General features: G+C 71.9%; 15 protein-coding genes and 1 tRNA gene. 13 read left to right on the top strand and 3 right to left on the bottom strand.

What is annotated here, in order from left to right; translation table 11 throughout:
• The first annotated feature begins 48 nt into the window (after window positions 1-48).
• The 7 genes from QNO07_RS09755 (at window position 49) to glmS (ending at window position 9,185) form a co-directional block, all read left to right on the top strand.
• Entirely contained in the window at window positions 49-1,665 is a 1,617-nt protein-coding gene (locus QNO07_RS09755) for a carboxyl transferase domain-containing protein (RefSeq protein WP_283991335.1), read from the top strand.
• Window positions 1,666-1,681: 16 nt separating this feature from the next.
• The gene (locus QNO07_RS09750; protein WP_283991334.1) at window positions 1,682-3,781 is read left to right on the top strand and encodes an ATP-binding protein; all 2,100 of its coding nucleotides are present in this window, start codon (window positions 1,682-1,684) and stop codon (window positions 3,779-3,781) included.
• A gap of 50 nt (window positions 3,782-3,831) precedes the next feature.
• Window positions 3,832-4,755: a hydroxymethylglutaryl-CoA lyase gene (locus QNO07_RS09745; RefSeq protein WP_283991521.1), complete on the top strand. Its 924-nt coding sequence runs from the start codon at window positions 3,832-3,834 to the stop codon at window positions 4,753-4,755.
• Between the two features lie 6 nt (window positions 4,756-4,761).
• Window positions 4,762-5,925, top strand: coding sequence for an acyl-CoA dehydrogenase family protein (locus tag QNO07_RS09740; protein ID WP_283991333.1), 1,164 nt, complete (start codon window positions 4,762-4,764; stop codon window positions 5,923-5,925).
• Window positions 5,926-5,952: 27 nt separating this feature from the next.
• Window positions 5,953-6,864 carry a DUF4429 domain-containing protein gene (locus tag QNO07_RS09735; protein ID WP_283991332.1) on the top strand — a complete coding sequence of 304 codons (912 nt, stop codon included), beginning with the start codon at window positions 5,953-5,955 and terminating at the stop codon, window positions 6,862-6,864.
• Between the two features lie 145 nt (window positions 6,865-7,009).
• Window positions 7,010-7,288, top strand: coding sequence for a hypothetical protein (locus QNO07_RS09730; protein WP_283991331.1), 279 nt, complete (start codon window positions 7,010-7,012; stop codon window positions 7,286-7,288).
• Window positions 7,289-7,349: 61 nt separating this feature from the next.
• Window positions 7,350-9,185: a glutamine--fructose-6-phosphate transaminase (isomerizing) gene (gene glmS / locus QNO07_RS09725; RefSeq protein ID WP_283991330.1), complete on the top strand. Its 1,836-nt coding sequence runs from the start codon at window positions 7,350-7,352 to the stop codon at window positions 9,183-9,185.
• Between the two features lie 423 nt (window positions 9,186-9,608).
• Here the strand turns inward: glmS and QNO07_RS09720 are convergent, their stop codons facing one another.
• Complete coding sequence (locus QNO07_RS09720; protein ID WP_283991329.1) at window positions 9,609-10,130, bottom strand: universal stress protein; 522 nt, start codon at window positions 10,128-10,130, stop codon at window positions 9,609-9,611.
• An 890-nt stretch (window positions 10,131-11,020) separates the two neighbouring features.
• Here QNO07_RS09720 and QNO07_RS09715 point away from each other — a divergent pair.
• The 4 genes from QNO07_RS09715 (at window position 11,021) to QNO07_RS09700 (ending at window position 14,630) form a co-directional block, all read left to right on the top strand.
• A complete protein-coding gene (locus tag QNO07_RS09715) occupies window positions 11,021-12,433 on the top strand; it encodes a helix-turn-helix domain-containing protein (RefSeq protein WP_283991328.1) in 1,413 nt (470 codons plus the stop codon).
• 19 nt (window positions 12,434-12,452) lie between these two features.
• Complete coding sequence (gene orn, locus QNO07_RS09710; RefSeq protein ID WP_283991327.1) at window positions 12,453-13,064, top strand: oligoribonuclease; 612 nt, start codon at window positions 12,453-12,455, stop codon at window positions 13,062-13,064.
• 122 nt (window positions 13,065-13,186) lie between these two features.
• Window positions 13,187-13,259: transfer RNA gene (locus tag QNO07_RS09705), tRNA-His, on the top strand.
• A 111-nt stretch (window positions 13,260-13,370) separates the two neighbouring features.
• Window positions 13,371-14,630, top strand: a complete 1,260-nt coding sequence (locus QNO07_RS09700) for a tyrosine-type recombinase/integrase (RefSeq protein ID WP_283991326.1) — start codon at window positions 13,371-13,373, stop codon at window positions 14,628-14,630.
• Here QNO07_RS09700 and QNO07_RS09695 read toward each other — a convergent pair.
• Both QNO07_RS09695 and QNO07_RS09690 read right to left on the bottom strand, forming a co-directional pair.
• Window positions 14,600-15,082, bottom strand: coding sequence for a hypothetical protein (locus tag QNO07_RS09695; RefSeq protein ID WP_283991325.1), 483 nt, complete (start codon window positions 15,080-15,082; stop codon window positions 14,600-14,602). The two genes, QNO07_RS09700 and QNO07_RS09695, sit on opposite strands and share 31 nt — an antisense overlap.
• Window positions 15,083-15,291: 209 nt before the next feature.
• Complete coding sequence (locus QNO07_RS09690; RefSeq protein ID WP_283991324.1) at window positions 15,292-15,702, bottom strand: hypothetical protein; 411 nt, start codon at window positions 15,700-15,702, stop codon at window positions 15,292-15,294.
• A gap of 252 nt (window positions 15,703-15,954) precedes the next feature.
• Here QNO07_RS09690 and QNO07_RS09685 point away from each other — a divergent pair, with 252 nt between their 5' ends.
• A complete protein-coding gene (locus QNO07_RS09685; protein ID WP_283991323.1) occupies window positions 15,955-16,287 on the top strand; it encodes an XRE family transcriptional regulator in 333 nt (110 codons plus the stop codon).
• Entirely contained in the window at window positions 16,284-16,538 is a 255-nt protein-coding gene (locus QNO07_RS09680) for a helix-turn-helix domain-containing protein (protein WP_283991322.1), read from the top strand. Before QNO07_RS09685 ends, QNO07_RS09680 begins: the two co-directional genes overlap by 4 nt.
• The last annotated feature ends 73 nt before the right edge of the window (window positions 16,539-16,611 follow it).

Below are 16,611 nucleotides of genomic sequence, written 5' to 3'. Positions count from 1 at the left end.
AACCGCGTGCACGCACCACCCGACCCGTGAGCGAGGGGGCTCCACGCCATGCAGCAGGCACCGCCGCTGACCGGCACCGCGGATCCGGCGTCCGACACCTGGCGCACCAACGAGGCCGCACACCGCGAGCTGGCCGCCCAGCTCCGCGAGAAGCTGGCCCGGGCCCGCCTGGGCGGCGGTCAGCGCGCCCGGGAGCGGCACACCTCCCGCGGCAAGCTGCTGCCGCGCGACCGGGTGGACGCGCTGCTCGACCCCGGCTCGCCCTTCCTGGAACTGGCCCCGCTCGCCGCCGACGGCCTCTACGGCGACCAGGCGCCCGCCGCCGGGGTGATCGCCGGCATCGGCCGGGTCTCCGGGCGCGAGGTCGTCGTCGTCGCCAACGACGCCACCGTCAAGGGCGGCACCTACTACCCGATGACGGTGAAGAAGCACCTCCGCGCGCAGGAGGTGGCGCTGGAGAACCGCCTGCCGTGCCTGTACCTCGTCGACTCCGGCGGGGCCTTCCTGCCGATGCAGGACGAGGTCTTCCCCGACCGCGACCACTTCGGGCGGATCTTCTACAACCAGGCCCGGATGTCCGGCGCCGGCATCCCGCAGATCGCCGCCGTGCTCGGCTCCTGCACCGCCGGCGGCGCCTACGTCCCGGCGATGAGCGACGAGGCGGTCATCGTCCGCGGCCAGGGCACCATCTTCCTGGGCGGCCCGCCGCTGGTGAAGGCCGCCACCGGCGAGGTCGTCACCGCCGAGGAGCTGGGCGGCGGCGAGGTCCACTCGCGCACCTCCGGCGTCACCGACCACCTCGCCGAGGACGACGCGCACGCCCTGCGCATCGTGCGCGACATCGTCGCCACGCTGCCGCGCCGCGGCCCGCTGCCGTGGACGGTGCGGCCGGTCGAGGAACCGGCCGTGGACCCGGCCGGACTGTACGGCGCGGTGCCGGTGGACTCCCGCACCCCCTACGACGTGCGCGAGGTCATCGCCCGCCTCACCGACGGCTCCCGCTTCCACGAGTTCAAGGCCGAGTTCGGCACCACACTCGTCACCGGCTTCGCCCATGTGCACGGCCACCCGGTGGGCATCGTCGCCAACAACGGCATCCTGTTCTCGGAGTCCGCGCAGAAGGGCGCGCACTTCGTCGAGCTGTGCGACCAGCGCGGCATCCCGCTGCTGTTCCTGCAGAACATCTCCGGCTTCATGGTCGGCCGCGACTACGAGGCCGGCGGCATCGCCAAGCACGGCGCCAAGATGGTCACCGCCGTCGCCTGCACCCGGGTGCCGAAGCTGACGGTCGTCGTCGGCGGCAGCTACGGCGCCGGCAACTACTCCATGTGCGGCCGGGCGTACTCGCCGCGCTTCCTGTGGATGTGGCCGAACGCCAAGATCTCCGTGATGGGCGGCGAGCAGGCCGCGTCCGTGCTGGCCACCGTCAAGCGGGACCAGATCGAGGGCCGCGGCGAGCAGTGGACGACGCAGCAGGAGGAGGAGTTCAAAGCCCCGGTGCGCGAGCAGTACGAGACCCAGGGCAGCGCCTACTACGCCACCGCCCGCCTGTGGGACGACGGCGTCATCGACCCGCTGCAGACCCGCACGGTGCTGGGCCTGGCCCTGACCGCCTGCGCCAACGCCCCGCTGGGTGAGCCCGGCTTCGGCGTCTTCCGGATGTGAGGGAACCGCTGTGAGGATGTTCGACACCGTACTGATCGCCAACCGCGGCGAGATCGCCGTCCGGGTGATCCGCACGCTGCGCGAGCTGGGCGTGCGCTCGGTCGCCGTGTACAGCGACGCCGACGCCGACGCCCGGCACGTCCGAGAGGCCGACGAGGCGGTGCGCATCGGCCCGCCGCCCGCCGCCGAGAGCTACCTGCACGTGCCCGCGATACTCGACGCCGCCGCCCGCACCGGCGCCCAGGCCGTGCACCCCGGCTACGGCTTCCTGGCCGAGAACGCCGCCTTCGCCCGTGCCGTCACCGACGCCGGCCTGGTGTTCGTCGGGCCGCCGGCCGAGGCCATCGAGCTGATGGGCGACAAGATCCGGGCCAAGGAGACGGTCGCCGCCGCGGGTGTGCCCGTCGTGCCCGGCTCCTCCGGCAGCGGCCTGGACGACGACGCGCTCGCCGAGTCCGCCCGCCGCATCGGCATGCCCGTCCTGCTCAAGCCGTCCGCGGGCGGCGGCGGCAAGGGCATGCGGCTGGTCCACGACGAGGCACGGCTGGCCGAGGAGATCGCCGCCGCCCGCCGCACCGCGCGCGGCGCGTTCGGCGACGACACGCTGCTGGTGGAACGCTGGATCGAGGGCCCCCGGCACATCGAGATCCAGGTGCTCGCCGACGGCCACGGCAACGTCGTGCACCTGGGCGAGCGCGAGTGCTCACTCCAGCGCCGCCACCAGAAGATCATCGAGGAGGCGCCCAGCCCGCTGCTCGACGAGGCCACCCGCGCCGCGATGGGCCGGGCCGCCGCCGACGCCGCCCGCTCCTGCGGCTACCGGGGCGCCGGCACGGTCGAGTTCATCGTGCCCGGCGGCGACCCGGGCGCCTACTGCTTCATGGAGATGAACACCCGCCTCCAGGTCGAGCACCCCGTCACCGAACTGATCACCGGCGTCGACCTCGTCGAGTGGCAGCTGCGTGTCGCGGCCGGCGAGGAACTGCCGTTCGCCCAGGCCGACATCCGCCTCGACGGGCATGCCGTCGAGGCCCGGATCTGCGCCGAGACAGCACGCGCCACCGGCGGTCAGGTCGACTTCCTGCCCTCGGCCGGCACGGTCCACCTGCTCGCTGAACCCCAGGGCACCGGCGTCCGCGTCGACTCCGGGCTGGCCACCGGCACCCGCGTCGGCACCACCTACGACCCGATGCTGGCGAAGGTCATCGCCCACGGCCCCGACCGGCCCACCGCGCTGCGCCGCCTGCGCGCCGCGCTCGCCGGCACCACCGTGCTCGGCGTGGACACCAACACCGCCTTCCTGCGCGCCCTGCTCGCCCACCCGGCGGTCGCCGCCGGCGACCTCGACACCGGCCTCGTCGACCGCGACGCCGCCTCCCTGGTCCCGGCGGAGGTGCCCGACGAGGTGTACGCGGCCGTCGCGCTGCTGCGCACCCGTGACGCCGAGCCCGACGCCGACGGCTGGACCGACCCCTTCTCGGTGCCGTCCGGCTGGCGCCTGGGCGACGAGCCCGCGTGGACGGTCCACCGGCTGCGGGTGCCCGGCCACGACCCCGTCGCGGTGCACGTCCGCGGCCTGCCCGCCGACGCGGAGGTCCGCGTCGGCGACGCCGACCCGGTGCCCGCCCGGCTGCTCGCCACCGGCGACGGCACCGTGCACCTGCGCTGGCACGGCACCGCCGCGGCCTTCGCGCACGCCCCCGACGGCCCGCACCACTGGCTGGGCAGGGACGGCGCCGGTTGGTGGGTGCAGGACCACGACCCGGTCGCCGCCATGCTGCGCGGCGGTGCCGGCACGCACGGCGACACGCTGACCGCGCCGATGCCCGGAACCGTCTCGGTCGTCAAGGCCACCGTCGGCGACCGGGTCGCCGCCGGGCAGACCCTGGTCGTGGTCGAGGCGATGAAGATGGAGCACGTCATCGCCGCCCCGCACGCCGGAACGGTCATCGCGCTGGACGTCACCGCGGGCAGCACCGTGGCGATGGACCAGGTGCTCGCCGTCGTCGAACCCGACGAACCCGACGGTGCGGACGACCCCGCCGGGTCCGCCGGGTCTGCCGGGACCGCCGGACGCACGGCGCCCGACGCGCGCGACAAGGAGGCCACCCCGTGACCACCGCCCCCGAGACCCCCGCCGCCGCACCCGGCCCCGGCGCGCTGCCGATGGCCGTGCCCGCGCCCGGACTGCCCGAGAGGGTCCGCATCCACGAGGTCGGCCCGCGCGACGGGCTGCAGAACGAGCAGGCCGTGGTGCCCGTCGAGGTCAAGGCCGAGTTCGTGCGCCGACTGGCCGACGCGGGCCTCACCACGGTGGAGGCCACAAGCTTCGTCCACCCCAGGTGGGTGCCGCAACTGGCCGACGCCGAGCAGCTGTTCCCGCTGGTGTCGGACCTCGACGGGGTGCGGCTGCCGGTGCTGGTGCCCAACATGCGCGGGCTGGACCGCGCGCTGGCGCTGGGCGCCCGCGAGGTGGCCGTCTTCGGCAGCGCCACCGAGTCCTTCGCCCGCGCCAACCTCAACCGCGGTGTCGACGAGTCGCTGGAGATGTTCGCCCCGGTCGTCGCCGCCGCGAAGGACGCCGGGGCGACCGTGCGCGGCTACCTCTCGATGTGCTTCGGCGACCCCTGGGAGGGGGCGGTGCCGCTGGCGAAGGTCACCGCGGTCTGCCGCCGCCTGCTCGACCTGGGATGCGACGAACTGAGCCTGGGCGACACCATCGGCGTCGCCACCCCCGGCCACGTCGGCGCCCTGCTCACCGCGCTCGCCGAGGACGGCGTCGGCGCCGACCGGCTCGCGGTCCACTTCCACGACACCTACGGCCAGGCGCTGGCCAACACCCTCGCCGCCCTCCAGCACGGCGTCACCACCGTCGACGCCTCGGCGGGCGGGCTCGGCGGCTGCCCCTACGCCAAGAGCGCCACCGGCAACCTCGCCACCGAGGACCTGGTGTGGATGCTGCACGGACTCGGCATCCGCACCGGCGTCGACCTCGGCCGTCTCACCGCCACCAGCGAGTGGATGGCCGGCCACCTGGGCCGACCCAGCCCGTCCCGCACCGTCCGCGCCCTCTCCCACAAGGAGCAGTGAACCGCCATGTCCCTTGACCACCGCCTCAGTCCCGAACACGAGGAGCTGCGCCGCACCGTCGAGGCGTTCGCGCACGACGTCGTCGCGCCGAAGATCGGGGACTACTACGAGCGGCACGAGTTCCCCTACGAGATCGTGCGCGAGATGGGCCGCATGGGCCTGTTCGGACTGCCCTTCCCCGAGGAGTACGGCGGCATGGGCGGCGACTACCTCGCGCTCTGCCTGGCGCTGGAGGAGCTCGCCCGGGTCGACTCCTCGGTCGCGATCACCCTGGAAGCCGGTGTCTCCCTCGGCGCCATGCCCGTCTTCCGCTTCGGGACCGAGGAGCAGAAGCGCGAGTGGCTGCCCAGGCTGTGCTCGGGTGAGGTGCTCGGCGCGTTCGGCCTGACCGAGCCGGAGTGCGGCTCGGACGCGGGCGGAACCCGCACCACCGCCGTCCGCGACGGCGACGAGTGGGTGATCAACGGCACCAAGTGCTTCATCACCAACTCCGGCACCGACATCACCGGCCTGGTCACCGTCACCGCCGTCACCGGCCGCAAGGACGACGGCTCCCCGCTGATCTCGTCGATCATCGTGCCCTCCGGCACCCCCGGCTTCACCGTCGCCGCGCCCTACTCCAAGGTCGGCTGGAACGCCTCCGACACCCGCGAGCTGTCCTTCGCCGACGTGCGGGTGCCCGCGGCGAACCTGCTCGGTGAGGAGGGCCGCGGTTACGCCCAGTTCCTGCGCATCCTCGACGAGGGGCGCATCGCCATCTCCGCGCTCGCCACCGGCCTCGCCCAGGGCTGCGTCGACGAGTCGGTGTCCTACGCGAGCACCCGCATGGCCTTCGGGCGGCCGATCGGCGCCAACCAGGCCATCCAGTTCAAGCTCGCCGACATGGAGATGCGGGCCCACACCGCCCGCGTCGGCTGGCGGGACGCCGCGTCCCGACTGCTGGCCGGTGAGCCGTTCAAGAAGCAGGCGGCCATCGCCAAGCTGTACTCCTCGGAGAGCGCCGTCACCAACGCCCGCGAGGCCACCCAGATCCACGGCGGCTACGGCTTCATGAACGAGTACCCGGTGGCCCGCATGTGGCGGGACTCCAAGATCCTGGAGATCGGCGAGGGCACCAGCGAGGTCCAGCGCATGCTGATCGCACGGGAGTTGGGAGTCGGCAGCCTCTGACCGGCCGGCGGCTGGGAGAATGCGCGCATGGCCGAACTCACCCAGCGCGACGGGACCTGGACCTTCGACGGCTCGGTACTGAGGCTGACCCCCGGCGGAGGCCGGGGCGTGCACCCGCTGCGGACCGCGCTGGGCGAGCTGACGGTGCCGCTGGCGGCGGTCGCGGGCATCTCCTACGAGGCGGGGCGCAAGGGCGGCCGGCTGCGCCTGCGGCTGCGTGCCGCCGCCGACCCGCTGACCCAGGCCACCGGTGGTGTGCTGCCGGACGCCGCCGACCCCTACACCCTGGGCGTGGAGAAGGACCGCTCCGGCGCCGCCGAGTACCTCGTCGACGAGGTGCGCAACGCCCTGCTGCTGGACGAGGTGCCGGTGGACGAGCCCGCTGACCGCTACCTGCTGCCCGGTCCCCCGGTGCCGCTGACGCTGAACGGCTCGGACGGCCGGGCCACCTTCGACGGGGAGCAGATCCGCATCGAGTGGGGCTGGGGTGCGGAGGAGACCAAGAAGTCCTCCGGACCCCGCGTGCTGGCGCTGGCCGACCTGGCCCGGGTCGAGTGGTTGAAATCGGGCGGCTGGGAGAGCGGCTGGGTGCGGTTCGTGCCCAAGGGCCCGGCGGTATTCGTCAAGCCGTCGCACGACCCCTACTGCGTGGTGCTGTGGGGGTTGCGCGAGGCCCGCGAGACGGCGGAGTCGGCGCTGTTGCTGGCGGCCGTCACCGCCCGTCTGCCGCACCCGGCCGGGCCGGCCGGGCCGCAGCTGTCCCTGGACAAGGCCCCCGGGCCGGCGACCGGGCAGGCGGCCCAGCACGGGGCCCGTCAGGACGCCGACCACGACGCGCTGCTGCGCCGGCTGCGGGAGCTGGCCGAGCTGCACACCGCGGGCGTGCTCACCGACGAGGAGTTCAGCGCAGCGAAGAAAGCCGTCCTGGACCGCTTCTGACCCGCCCGACGCAGCCGGCGTGAGCTGAAGCGGAGCCGGACGGTCCGCCCGGTTGCCACACCGGCACGGCTCACCCACGACACACCCCTGCCCGAAATCGGGCAGGATTCTTGCGAAAGGGCCCGGCTGCCCGCAGTATCAACGGGTGCTCGAACGCCGGACGCCGCACCACGACGACCTGGTCGACCACCTGGTCCGCACCACCGCACTGCAACGCGGCGAAGCGGCCCGGGTCGTGCTCGACGTCCTGGCGTACTTCGACGAGACGACGGAGGAGTTCGTCCGCCGAAGGCACCGCGAACTGCAGTCCGGCGGCCTGACCAATCCGGCGATCTTCGAGCGGATCACCGCGGAACTGCCGCACCGCGCGGTCGCGCCGCCGCAGCTCTCGCTGCGGCAGCTGCGCCGCATCGTCTACGGCTGACGCCGCGGGCCGCCCGGCGCCGCGACGCGCGGGCACCACAGAACTGACGAGGAGAAACGCTATGTGCGGGATCGTTGGCTACATCGGCAAGCGCGACGTGGCGCCGCTGCTGCTGGAGGGCCTGCAGCGGCTGGAGTACCGGGGCTACGACTCGGCCGGCATCGCCATCCACGGCACGGGGACGGGCCGCAGCGCGGGTCTGCGCACCGCCAAGGCCAAGGGCCGCGTCCGCGAGCTGGAGGCACGGCTGCCGAAGAAGTTCACCGGCAGCACCGGCATCGCCCACACCCGCTGGGCCACCCACGGCGCGCCCAGCGACGAGAACGCGCACCCGCACACCGAGACCGCCGGCCCCGACGCCAAGGTCGCCGTCGTCCACAACGGCATCTTCGACAACGCCGACGACCTGCGCGCCAAGCTGACCGCCGACGGCGTCACCTTCGCCTCCGAGACCGACACCGAGGTGCTGGCGCACCTCATCGGCCGCGCCCAGGCCGAGACGCTGGAGGAGAAGGTCCGCGAGGCGCTCAGCGTCATCGAGGGCACCTACGGCATCGCGGTGCTGCACGCCGACTTCCCCGACCGGATCGTCGTCGCCCGCAACGGCTCCCCGGTCCTGCTGGGCATCGGCGAGCACGAGATGCTCTTCGCCTCCGACGTCGCCGCCCTCGTCTCGCACACCCGCCAGGTCGTCACCCTCAACGACGGCGAGATGGCCACCATCAAGGCCGACGACTACCGCACGTACACCACCGAGGGCTCCCGCACCTCGACGTCGCCGGAGACCGTGGAGTGGGCCGCCGAGTCCTACGACATGGCCGGCCACGACACCTACATGCACAAGGAGATCGCCGAGCAGGCCGACGCCGTCGACCGGGTGCTGCGCGGCCGCATCGACGACCGGTTCGCCACCGTGCACCTCGGCGGCCTCAACCTGGACGCCCGCGAGGCCCGGGGCGTGCGACGGGTCAAGATCCTCGGCTGCGGCTCGGCGTACCACGCGGGCATGATCGGCGCCCAGCTCATCGAGGAGCTGGCCCGCATCCCCGCCGACGCCGAACCCGCCAGCGAGTTCCGCTACCGCAACGCCGTCGTCGACCCCGACACGCTGTACATCGCGGTCAGCCAGTCCGGCGAGACCTACGACACGCTCGCCGCCGTACAGGAGCTCAAGCGCAAGGGCGCCCGGGTGCTCGGCGTGGTCAACGTCGTCGGCAGCGCCATCGCCCGCGAGACCGACGGCGGCGTGTACGTGCACGCCGGACCCGAGGTGTGCGTGGTCTCCACCAAGTGCTTCACCAACACCGCCGTCGCCTTCGCGCTGCTCGCCCTGCACCTGGGCCGCATCCGCGACCTGTCCGTCGCCGACGGCAAGCGCATCATCGACGGCCTGCGCCGGCTGCCCGGCCAGATCGCCGAGATCATGGCCGGCGAGCCGGAGATCGAGAAGCTGGCCGCGGAGTACGCCCACGCCAAGTCGATGATGTTCGTCGGCCGGGTGCGCGGCTACCCGGTGGCCCGCGAGGCCTCGCTGAAGCTCAAGGAGGTCTCCTACATCCACGCCGAGGCCTACCCGGCGTCCGAGCTGAAGCACGGTCCGCTGGCGCTCATCGAGCCCTCGGTGCCGACCGTGGCGATCCTGCCCGACGACGAACTGCTGGACAAGAACCGCGCCACGCTGGAGGAGATCAAGGCCCGCGAGGGCCGCATCCTCGCCGTCGCGCACAGCCGGCAGGAGAAGGCCGACCACACCATCGTGGTGCCGCGCAACGAGGTGGAGCTGGACCCGATCCTGATGGGCCTGCCGCTCCAGCTGCTCGCCTACCACACGGCGCTCGCGCTGGGCCGGGACATCGACAAGCCGCGCAACCTGGCCAAGTCCGTCACCGTCGAGTAGTCCCACGGGGCTAGTCGAGCAGCCGCACGGGAGCAGCCGCACTCAAGCAGCCGCACTCAGGCAGTCGTACGGAACGAGGGGTCCGGGAGCGCGTGCCACCAGACGCGCTCCCGGGCCCCTCCACTGCGCCGGCGTTGCCCATCACGCCGGCGGTGAGCTGCCCTCCGGGGACCGTCACCTCCCGTTCGGCAGCACGCTGTGCGGGCTATATGCCCACGCAGACGGCGTCCTGCACCGGATCGGGGGCGGAAAATTTCCCCGGAGTTCCGCCGGGAGACGGAGAGTTGTCCCTGAGCCCGGTGAGCCACCGGGGGCCACGTGCCAGTGCGCGGCTGCTGGCGGCCCGAGCGTGGCGTCGGTCGTCTCGTGCGCCCGAGTGATCGTCTCGTGCGCCGCAGCGGTCTCGTGCGCCGCAGCGGTCGGTCAGGGAATGACCACGACCGGGCGCTGGGCACGGCGTGCCAGGCGGCCGGCGACCGAGCCGAAGATGCGGCCCACCAGCCCGTGCGTGGAACCCACCACGATGGCGTCCGCCGCGTACTCGCGGCCGACCTCCTCCAACTCGTGGCAGATGTCGCCACCGCGTTCCACCAGGATCCACGGCACCTCGGCGAGGTAGTCGGCGCAGGCCAGTTCCAGGCCCAGCACCTCGGTGCGGTGGTCGGGAACGTCGACGAACACCGGGGGCTCGCAACCCGCCCACACGGTGGTGGGCAGCCGGTTGGCCACATGCACGATGATCAGGCCGGAACCCGACCTGCGTGCCATTCCGATGCTGTAGGCCAGTGCCCGTTCACTGGAGGTGGAGCCGTCGAATCCGACGACGACTCCGTGCCGGAACGCCGGATCGCAGGAATGGCGTTCCTGGGCCGCCGCATCGGGCCGTGCCGCGGAATCGGCGACAGGCTTGCGGTCCGCTGGTTCGGGGATCTCGTGTCCGGCCATTGGCGTCTCGGCGAAAGAAGTCCTCGTGCGGAGGGGCGGCGGATGGTTGCGGGCTAAATAAAACGTCCGGGAAACATCTTTCCAGGGCCCTACCCCCAGGGTACGGCGCCACACGCTCCGTGCCCAGAGGTTGAGGGCGAAGCATGCCGTAGCGATGCGCATCGTGCAATGGCGGGTGTCACGCCCGACCCCTTCCGGCCACCGTCCACCGCGTGCGTCAGCCACCGGCCGGGCCGGGTCGGGCGGGCCGGCGGGAGGCCTGCCCCGACGCGGATCCCGCCGGGCCGGAGGCGGTGAACGGTCTCCGGCGACGCGGTTCGCGAGGGCCCGGCCGGGGGAGACCGGTGGGTGGGTGGACGTCCGCGCCACCCGCCCACCGGTCCCACCGGCCCGGACAGGACGGTCCTGTCCGTCATGGCCCCCGGTGCCCGCGGCGTGCCCGCGTCCGGTGGCTGATCCACCACCGGTCGGTGGAGAGGTTCGCGTCAACCGGGGACGTGGGCGAGACCTCGCGGAGCGCAGGGCGTACGCTCATGCCTGTCGGACGGTCCGTCAGAACCGGCGTACTTTTCGGCCAACTTGCCCTCAGGGTGCACCGAGTGCCCCGTCAGCCTCCTTCATGGCCCCGACCAGGGTTGAAAGGAGTGCAACGGGTGTATGCACCCCACGGACACCGGTCCACACGGCCAGGCGCACTTCCCAGGGGCGCCCGCGAGTGGAACGCTTCGTGATCGAATGCTTTACGCCAAGTTGTCTTGTCGACATAGCGCTGAGTGATGAAGTTGTCCCATCAGCCCCATCTGACGCAGTAGATTCGATCTTGGCAAAACCACGGCGGGGGAAACCGTGCAGGACCGAGAGGAAGCGACCACTGAGGGGGGCTTAGAGACATGAGCCAGGACCCACCGCACGGCCCCGCGCCAATCCGGAAGCTGGCCGCCCGGCGGCGCCGCGAGATTGTCGCGGTACTGCTCTTCGGCGGAGGCCCGATATTCGAGAGTTCAATTCCGCTCTCCGTCTTCGGTGTCGACCGGCAGGACGCGGGTGTACCCCGCTATCGCCTTCTGGTGTGCGCGGGTGAGGACGGGCCGTTGCGTACCACCGGCGGCCTTGAGCTGTCGGCGCCCTACGGGCTCGACGCCATCTCCCGGGCGGGCACGGTCGTCGTGCCCGCCTGGCGTTCCATCACCCAACCGCCGCCCTCCGCCGCGCTCGACGCCCTGCGTCGCGCGCACCAGGAGGGCGCGCGGATCATGGGACTGTGCACCGGCGCGTTCGTGCTGGCGGCGGCAGGTCTGCTGGACGGCCGTCCAGCGACCACACACTGGATGTACGCACCGACACTCGCCAAGCGCTACCCGGCGGTGCACGTCGATCCGCGGGAACTCTTCGTGGACGACGGCGACATCCTCACCTCGGCGGGTACCGCCGCGGGCATCGACCTCTGCCTGCACGTCGTGCGGGCCGACCACGGGGTCGAGGCCGCGGGGGCGCTCGCCCGCAGGCTCGTCGTGCCGCCGCGCCGCGGCAACGGCAGCGAAGTGGGACAACTCCACCGGCTCGACAGGTCATTACCGGAGGAGATCGGAACCGACCCGCTGGCGGAAGTCGTCGCATGGGCACTGGAGCACCTCCACGAGCAGTTCGACGTGGAGACGCTCGCCGCCCGCGCGTACATGAGCCGCCGCACGTTCGACCGCAGGTTCCGCTCACTCACCGGCAGCGCGCCCCTGCAGTGGCTCATCACCCAGCGGGTGCTGCAGGCCCAGCGGCTGCTGGAGACGACGGACTACTCCGTCGACGAGGTCGCGGCCCGCTGCGGCTTCCGGTCGCCGGTCGCCCTGCGCGGCCACTTCAGGCGGCAGCTGGGCGCGTCCCCGGCCGCCTACCGGGCGGCCTACCGGGCCCGGCGGCCGTCGGGTGCGAACAACGACACCGCGGACGGGCTGGAGGGCGGACCACCGGGTGACCACCGGCTGCCGCACTCACGGTCGGAGTCCAGGGTGGAGGCGCGGTCGGAGTCGCGGGCGGAGTCACGAGCGCTGGCACGCGCGGAGGCCAGGGCCATGGCCAGGGTCGACGGGCGGGCCGATCCCAGACCGGGTGAGGGCCGGCCGGGAGACATGCGGCCGGGAGATGCACGACCGGAGGTGCGGATGGACTCCCGTCCGCCCACCCGGTCGGAGGCGGCGGAGTTCCTTGGCCGCAGCCTGGTGACCACACCGGCGGCCGACACCGCCGGGGTCCCGCCGGATCTCTACGCGGCCCGGCTACCCCTGCAACGGGGCCGCACACAGCCCTGAGCGACGTAGGGTGACTCGCATGAACGATCGCATGGTGTGGATCGACTGCGAGATGACCGGCCTCTCGTTGTCCGACGACGCGCTCATCGAGGTGGCCGCCCTGGTCACGGACTCGGAGCTGAACGTGCTCGGCGAGGGGGTGGACGTCGTCGTCCGCCCGCCCGCCGAGGCGCTGGCGCAGATGCCCGAGGTGGTGCGCGACATGCACACCGCCTCGGGCCTGCTCGACGAGCTGGACGGCGGCACGACGCTCGCCGACGCCGAGAAGCAGGTGCTGGAGTACCTCCGCGAGCACGTGCCCGAGCCCGGCCGGGCCCCGCTCTGCGGCAACTCCGTCTCCACCGACCGCGGCTTCCTGCTCCGCGACATGCCCACCCTGGAAGCGCACCTGCACTACCGGATCGTGGACGTGTCCTCGGTGAAGGAACTCGCCCGGCGCTGGTACCCGCGGGCGTACTACAACAGTCCCGAGAAGAGCGGCAACCACCGCGCGCTGGCCGACATCCGCGAGTCCATCGCCGAGATGCGCTACTACCGCGAGGCCGTCTTCGTGCCCCAGCCCGGCCCGGACTCCGACACGGCGAAGGCCATCGCCGCCAAGCACGTCCTGCCCGCCGAACCCACTGCCTGACCGGGCACAGCACCCCGCGCGGGCGCTTCCCGGCACCCCCGGGAAAGGGGTGCGCGAGCACCCTCGCAAAACCTGTACACTCGTATCCGGCCGGTGCGGAGAACACTCCGACGCCGGTCATGGTGGGTGTAGCTCAGTTGGTAGAGCACCTGGTTGTGGTCCAGGTGGCCGCGGGTTCAAGTCCCGTCACTCACCCTGAAAAGCAGGGCCTCCGACCTGGGGAAACCCGGGAACGGAGGCCCTGCTTTCTTCTTCGGCCCAACGCGGGCCTAACCAGAGAGCCACAACCGGCGCTACCGTCCCGTCATGGCGACCATCAGGAAGCGTGAACGTAAGGACGGATCCGCGATCTTTCAGGTCCGGTGGATCCAAGGCGGACGAGGCGGCACCTCGGAGTCCGAACCCTTCGCGGACGAGGACAGCGCGAAGGCGTTCAAGCGCCTCGTCGATGCTCACGGGCAGAAGTGGCCGCACGGCTGGCTCAAGGGCCGCGGCTTCGTCGAGGAGCCCGTCAGCGAGGACGACGTCCCCCTCCTTGACTGGGCCCACCGCTACGTGAACCGCCTCACCGGCATCGACCCCCGCACCCGCGACGACTACGCCCGCGAAGTCGACCAGCACTTCACCGTCATCCGCCACGCCCTCCGGTCCGGCCGCACCGTCCAGCCGACCATCGGCAACATCACGGCCGACGACATCACCGACTGGGTCCGCGCGGAGGAGGACGGCGAGCGCGACCCGGAGGACCCGAAGGCGTGGCTGCGCCGGCCCGCCTCGCCCAAGTCGATCGCGAACCGGCACGGGCTGCTGTGGTGCATCGTGCAGGCCGCCGTGGAGGCCGACCCGCAGCTGCGCACCACGAACTGCTGCACCGGCACCCGACTGCCTCGCGCCGACGACCACACGGTGGAGGAGATGGTGTTCCTGGAGCGCGACGAGTACGCGCGCGTCGCGGCCGAGATCACCGACCCCGGGGCGCGGTTGCTCGCCGACTGGCTCGTGGGCACGGGCATGCGCTGGGGCGAGGCGTCAGCCCTCCAGGTGCGGGACCTCAAGCTGACCTCGTCGACACCGACCGCGTCCGTCCAGCGGGCCTGGAAGAAGGCGCCGAAGGGCTCGGACAAGAGCTTCTTCCTCGGCCCGCCGAAGACGCGCAAGGCCCGGCGCCTGGTGGCCCTGTCGCCCTCTCAGGTCGACGTGGCCCGCCGGCTGGTGGAGGGCCAGCACCCGGAGGCGTTCGTGTTCCGCACGGCCTGGGGCAACGCCTGGCGGCACAGCAACTTCTACCACCGCAAGTGGCAGCCGGCGGGGCGCGAGGCCGTCGCGAAGGGCCTGCCTCGCGCACCGCGGATCCACGATCTGCGGCACACGCATGTGGCGTGGCTGATCGCTGCCCGTATTCCGCTGCCGGCGATCCGGACCCGGCTGGGTCACGAGTCGATCCAGACGACGGTGGACCGGTACGGGCACCTTGTGAGTGCGCTCGATGGTGAGATCACTGCGGCGGTGGAGGCGGCGATGGCGCCGGAGGTGCGTCAGGGGCTGCGGGTGGTGGATGCGGGCTGAGGCGTGCGGCGGCGTCCGTGCCATCGCTGGATCCACAGGCCGTCGCCGACGAGGCGTTCCAGGCGCCGGTTCATCTGGTCGATGAGGGCGTCGGTGGCTTCGCCGTCGCGGATGAGCCAGAGGATCCCGGCCTGCCGCTCGACGGGGCGGCAGGCTTCGCCGGCGGTGAGGGTGGCGGGGGCGGTGGCCCAGCGGGCGGTGGCGATGCGGCGGTGCTGGGGTGGGGTGTCGAGTCGGCCGGCTGGTCCGTCCCAGCGTTGGGCCCAGAGGCCGCGGCTGAGGATGCGGTGGTGCCAGCGGTTGAGGGAGGCGCAGAGCGCGGGTGTGGCGGCGTCTGTGTGGAGGAGGATGTCGGCGCAGCCGGGGCTTTCGGTGATGCGGCAGGCGTGCCGGGTGTCGATGTCGGTGGTGCTGAGGTGGAAGTGGGCCTCCGCGTTGTTGTACAGGTGCATTCAAACCCCCATCGTCCGCACGTTTCTACGACCGAATCGCGTGTGTGTTCGATTCGGTGGTTAGGGTGCGCCCTGTGTGGCGCTCCCTCACGCCCCCCGGCGGAACATTCATGATGCACCTGTGATCGGTGATGTACCACCACTCTAACGGGGGAACTACGCGCGGTAACTTCCCTGGCCAGAGCTGCACGCGGTGCCCCCCGGTAGCCCTAGTCCAGCGGCGGGAGTTGCTCGCGCATCAGTCGGAAGATCGCGTCACGCTGGGTCGGCGAAAGCCGCTCGCCCAGTTCCACCCAGGTGCGCATCTCGCCGCTCTCGGACCAGACGGTCTCGATGCCGAGGAACTGGGCGCCGGCGGCGTCCTGTAGGCGGCCGAGGGGGAGGGCGAGGGCGCCGGCGAGGGCTTCGAGTTCTTCCAGGGTGGGCGGTGTGATGCCGGGGCTGTTCTTCTCCAGCTTGTTCAGCCGCCCGTACTTGATGACGGGTTCGCCGGTGTCGGGGTGGATCGTCCGGTCTTGGACGGTGCGCAGGCTGAGGCGTTGTTCCTGGCGGCGGCTGGCGATCAGGTCGGACAGGGCCGTGTTCGGGGGTGCGGTCTGTTCGGCCATGGTGGTGGTCATCCGTTCGGTCTCCGTGTCACGTGGCGGGGGGTGTTCATGTGACCGGTGGTTCTGTTCGAGCGTTTCCCCTGTTCAGGCGGCTGGTCAGTTCCGCCCGCTGAACAGATTGTCCACGCTAGCGGGCACGGCGACCACCCTGCACGGGGACAGTGACCAGAATCCACACATTGAGATGTACGCAACAATGGCCTCGTTGTTCACCTAGAAAAACACGTTGTTCAAAGTCATGGACAAGTCGTTCACGGGTGTGCCATGCTCGAACCGTTCACCAGAAAAAACACTCTGAACACCGAGGTAAACGTGGACGAAGAGCTGCCTCCGTACCTGCTGGTCGACCGTGACCTGCTGCGCACCGTCATGAAGCGCACCGGCAACGGCCGACCCACCAACACCCGGGAGCTGGCGGCCACCGCCGGCGTAGCCCACGGAGTCATCGGCGAACTCCTCACCGGGGTGCGAGACACCCTCCCCGGAGAAGCCGCCCACGCCGTCGCCCGACGAATTGGCGTGGATGTCCTGATCCTGTTCATCCCTACGGGGCGCAGTGTCCCCGCAACGGTGGCCCCCGAGGCGGTGGCGTCGTGACGCGACTCCACACCTACCGCGAGGCCGCCGCGGTGCTCCGCATCGAGGAGAGCTGGCTGCGCCGCCACATCAAGCGCCTGCCCCACATCAAGCTCGGCCGTCAGGTGCTGTTCACCGACGCCGACCTGGAGCGCATCACGCTCCTGCACCACCACGAGCCGGGCACCGCCACTGCGGCGCCGGCCCCCGGTCAGCACCCGATGGCCCACCTCGTGCCGCTTCCGGCACGCGGGTCTCGCCGCACTGCCTGACCAGACACAGATGGCCGCCCCTCGCCGGCAAGCAACGGGGCGGCCAGACCTCACCACTCCCAGAGAAAGAGGT

Origin of the sequence: Streptomyces sp. 549 (assembly GCF_030124175.1) — a bacterium.
In the GTDB taxonomy this organism is placed as follows: Bacteria; Actinomycetota; Actinomycetes; order Streptomycetales; family Streptomycetaceae; genus Streptomyces.
This window is presented reverse-complemented; position numbering and strand designations above follow the sequence as displayed.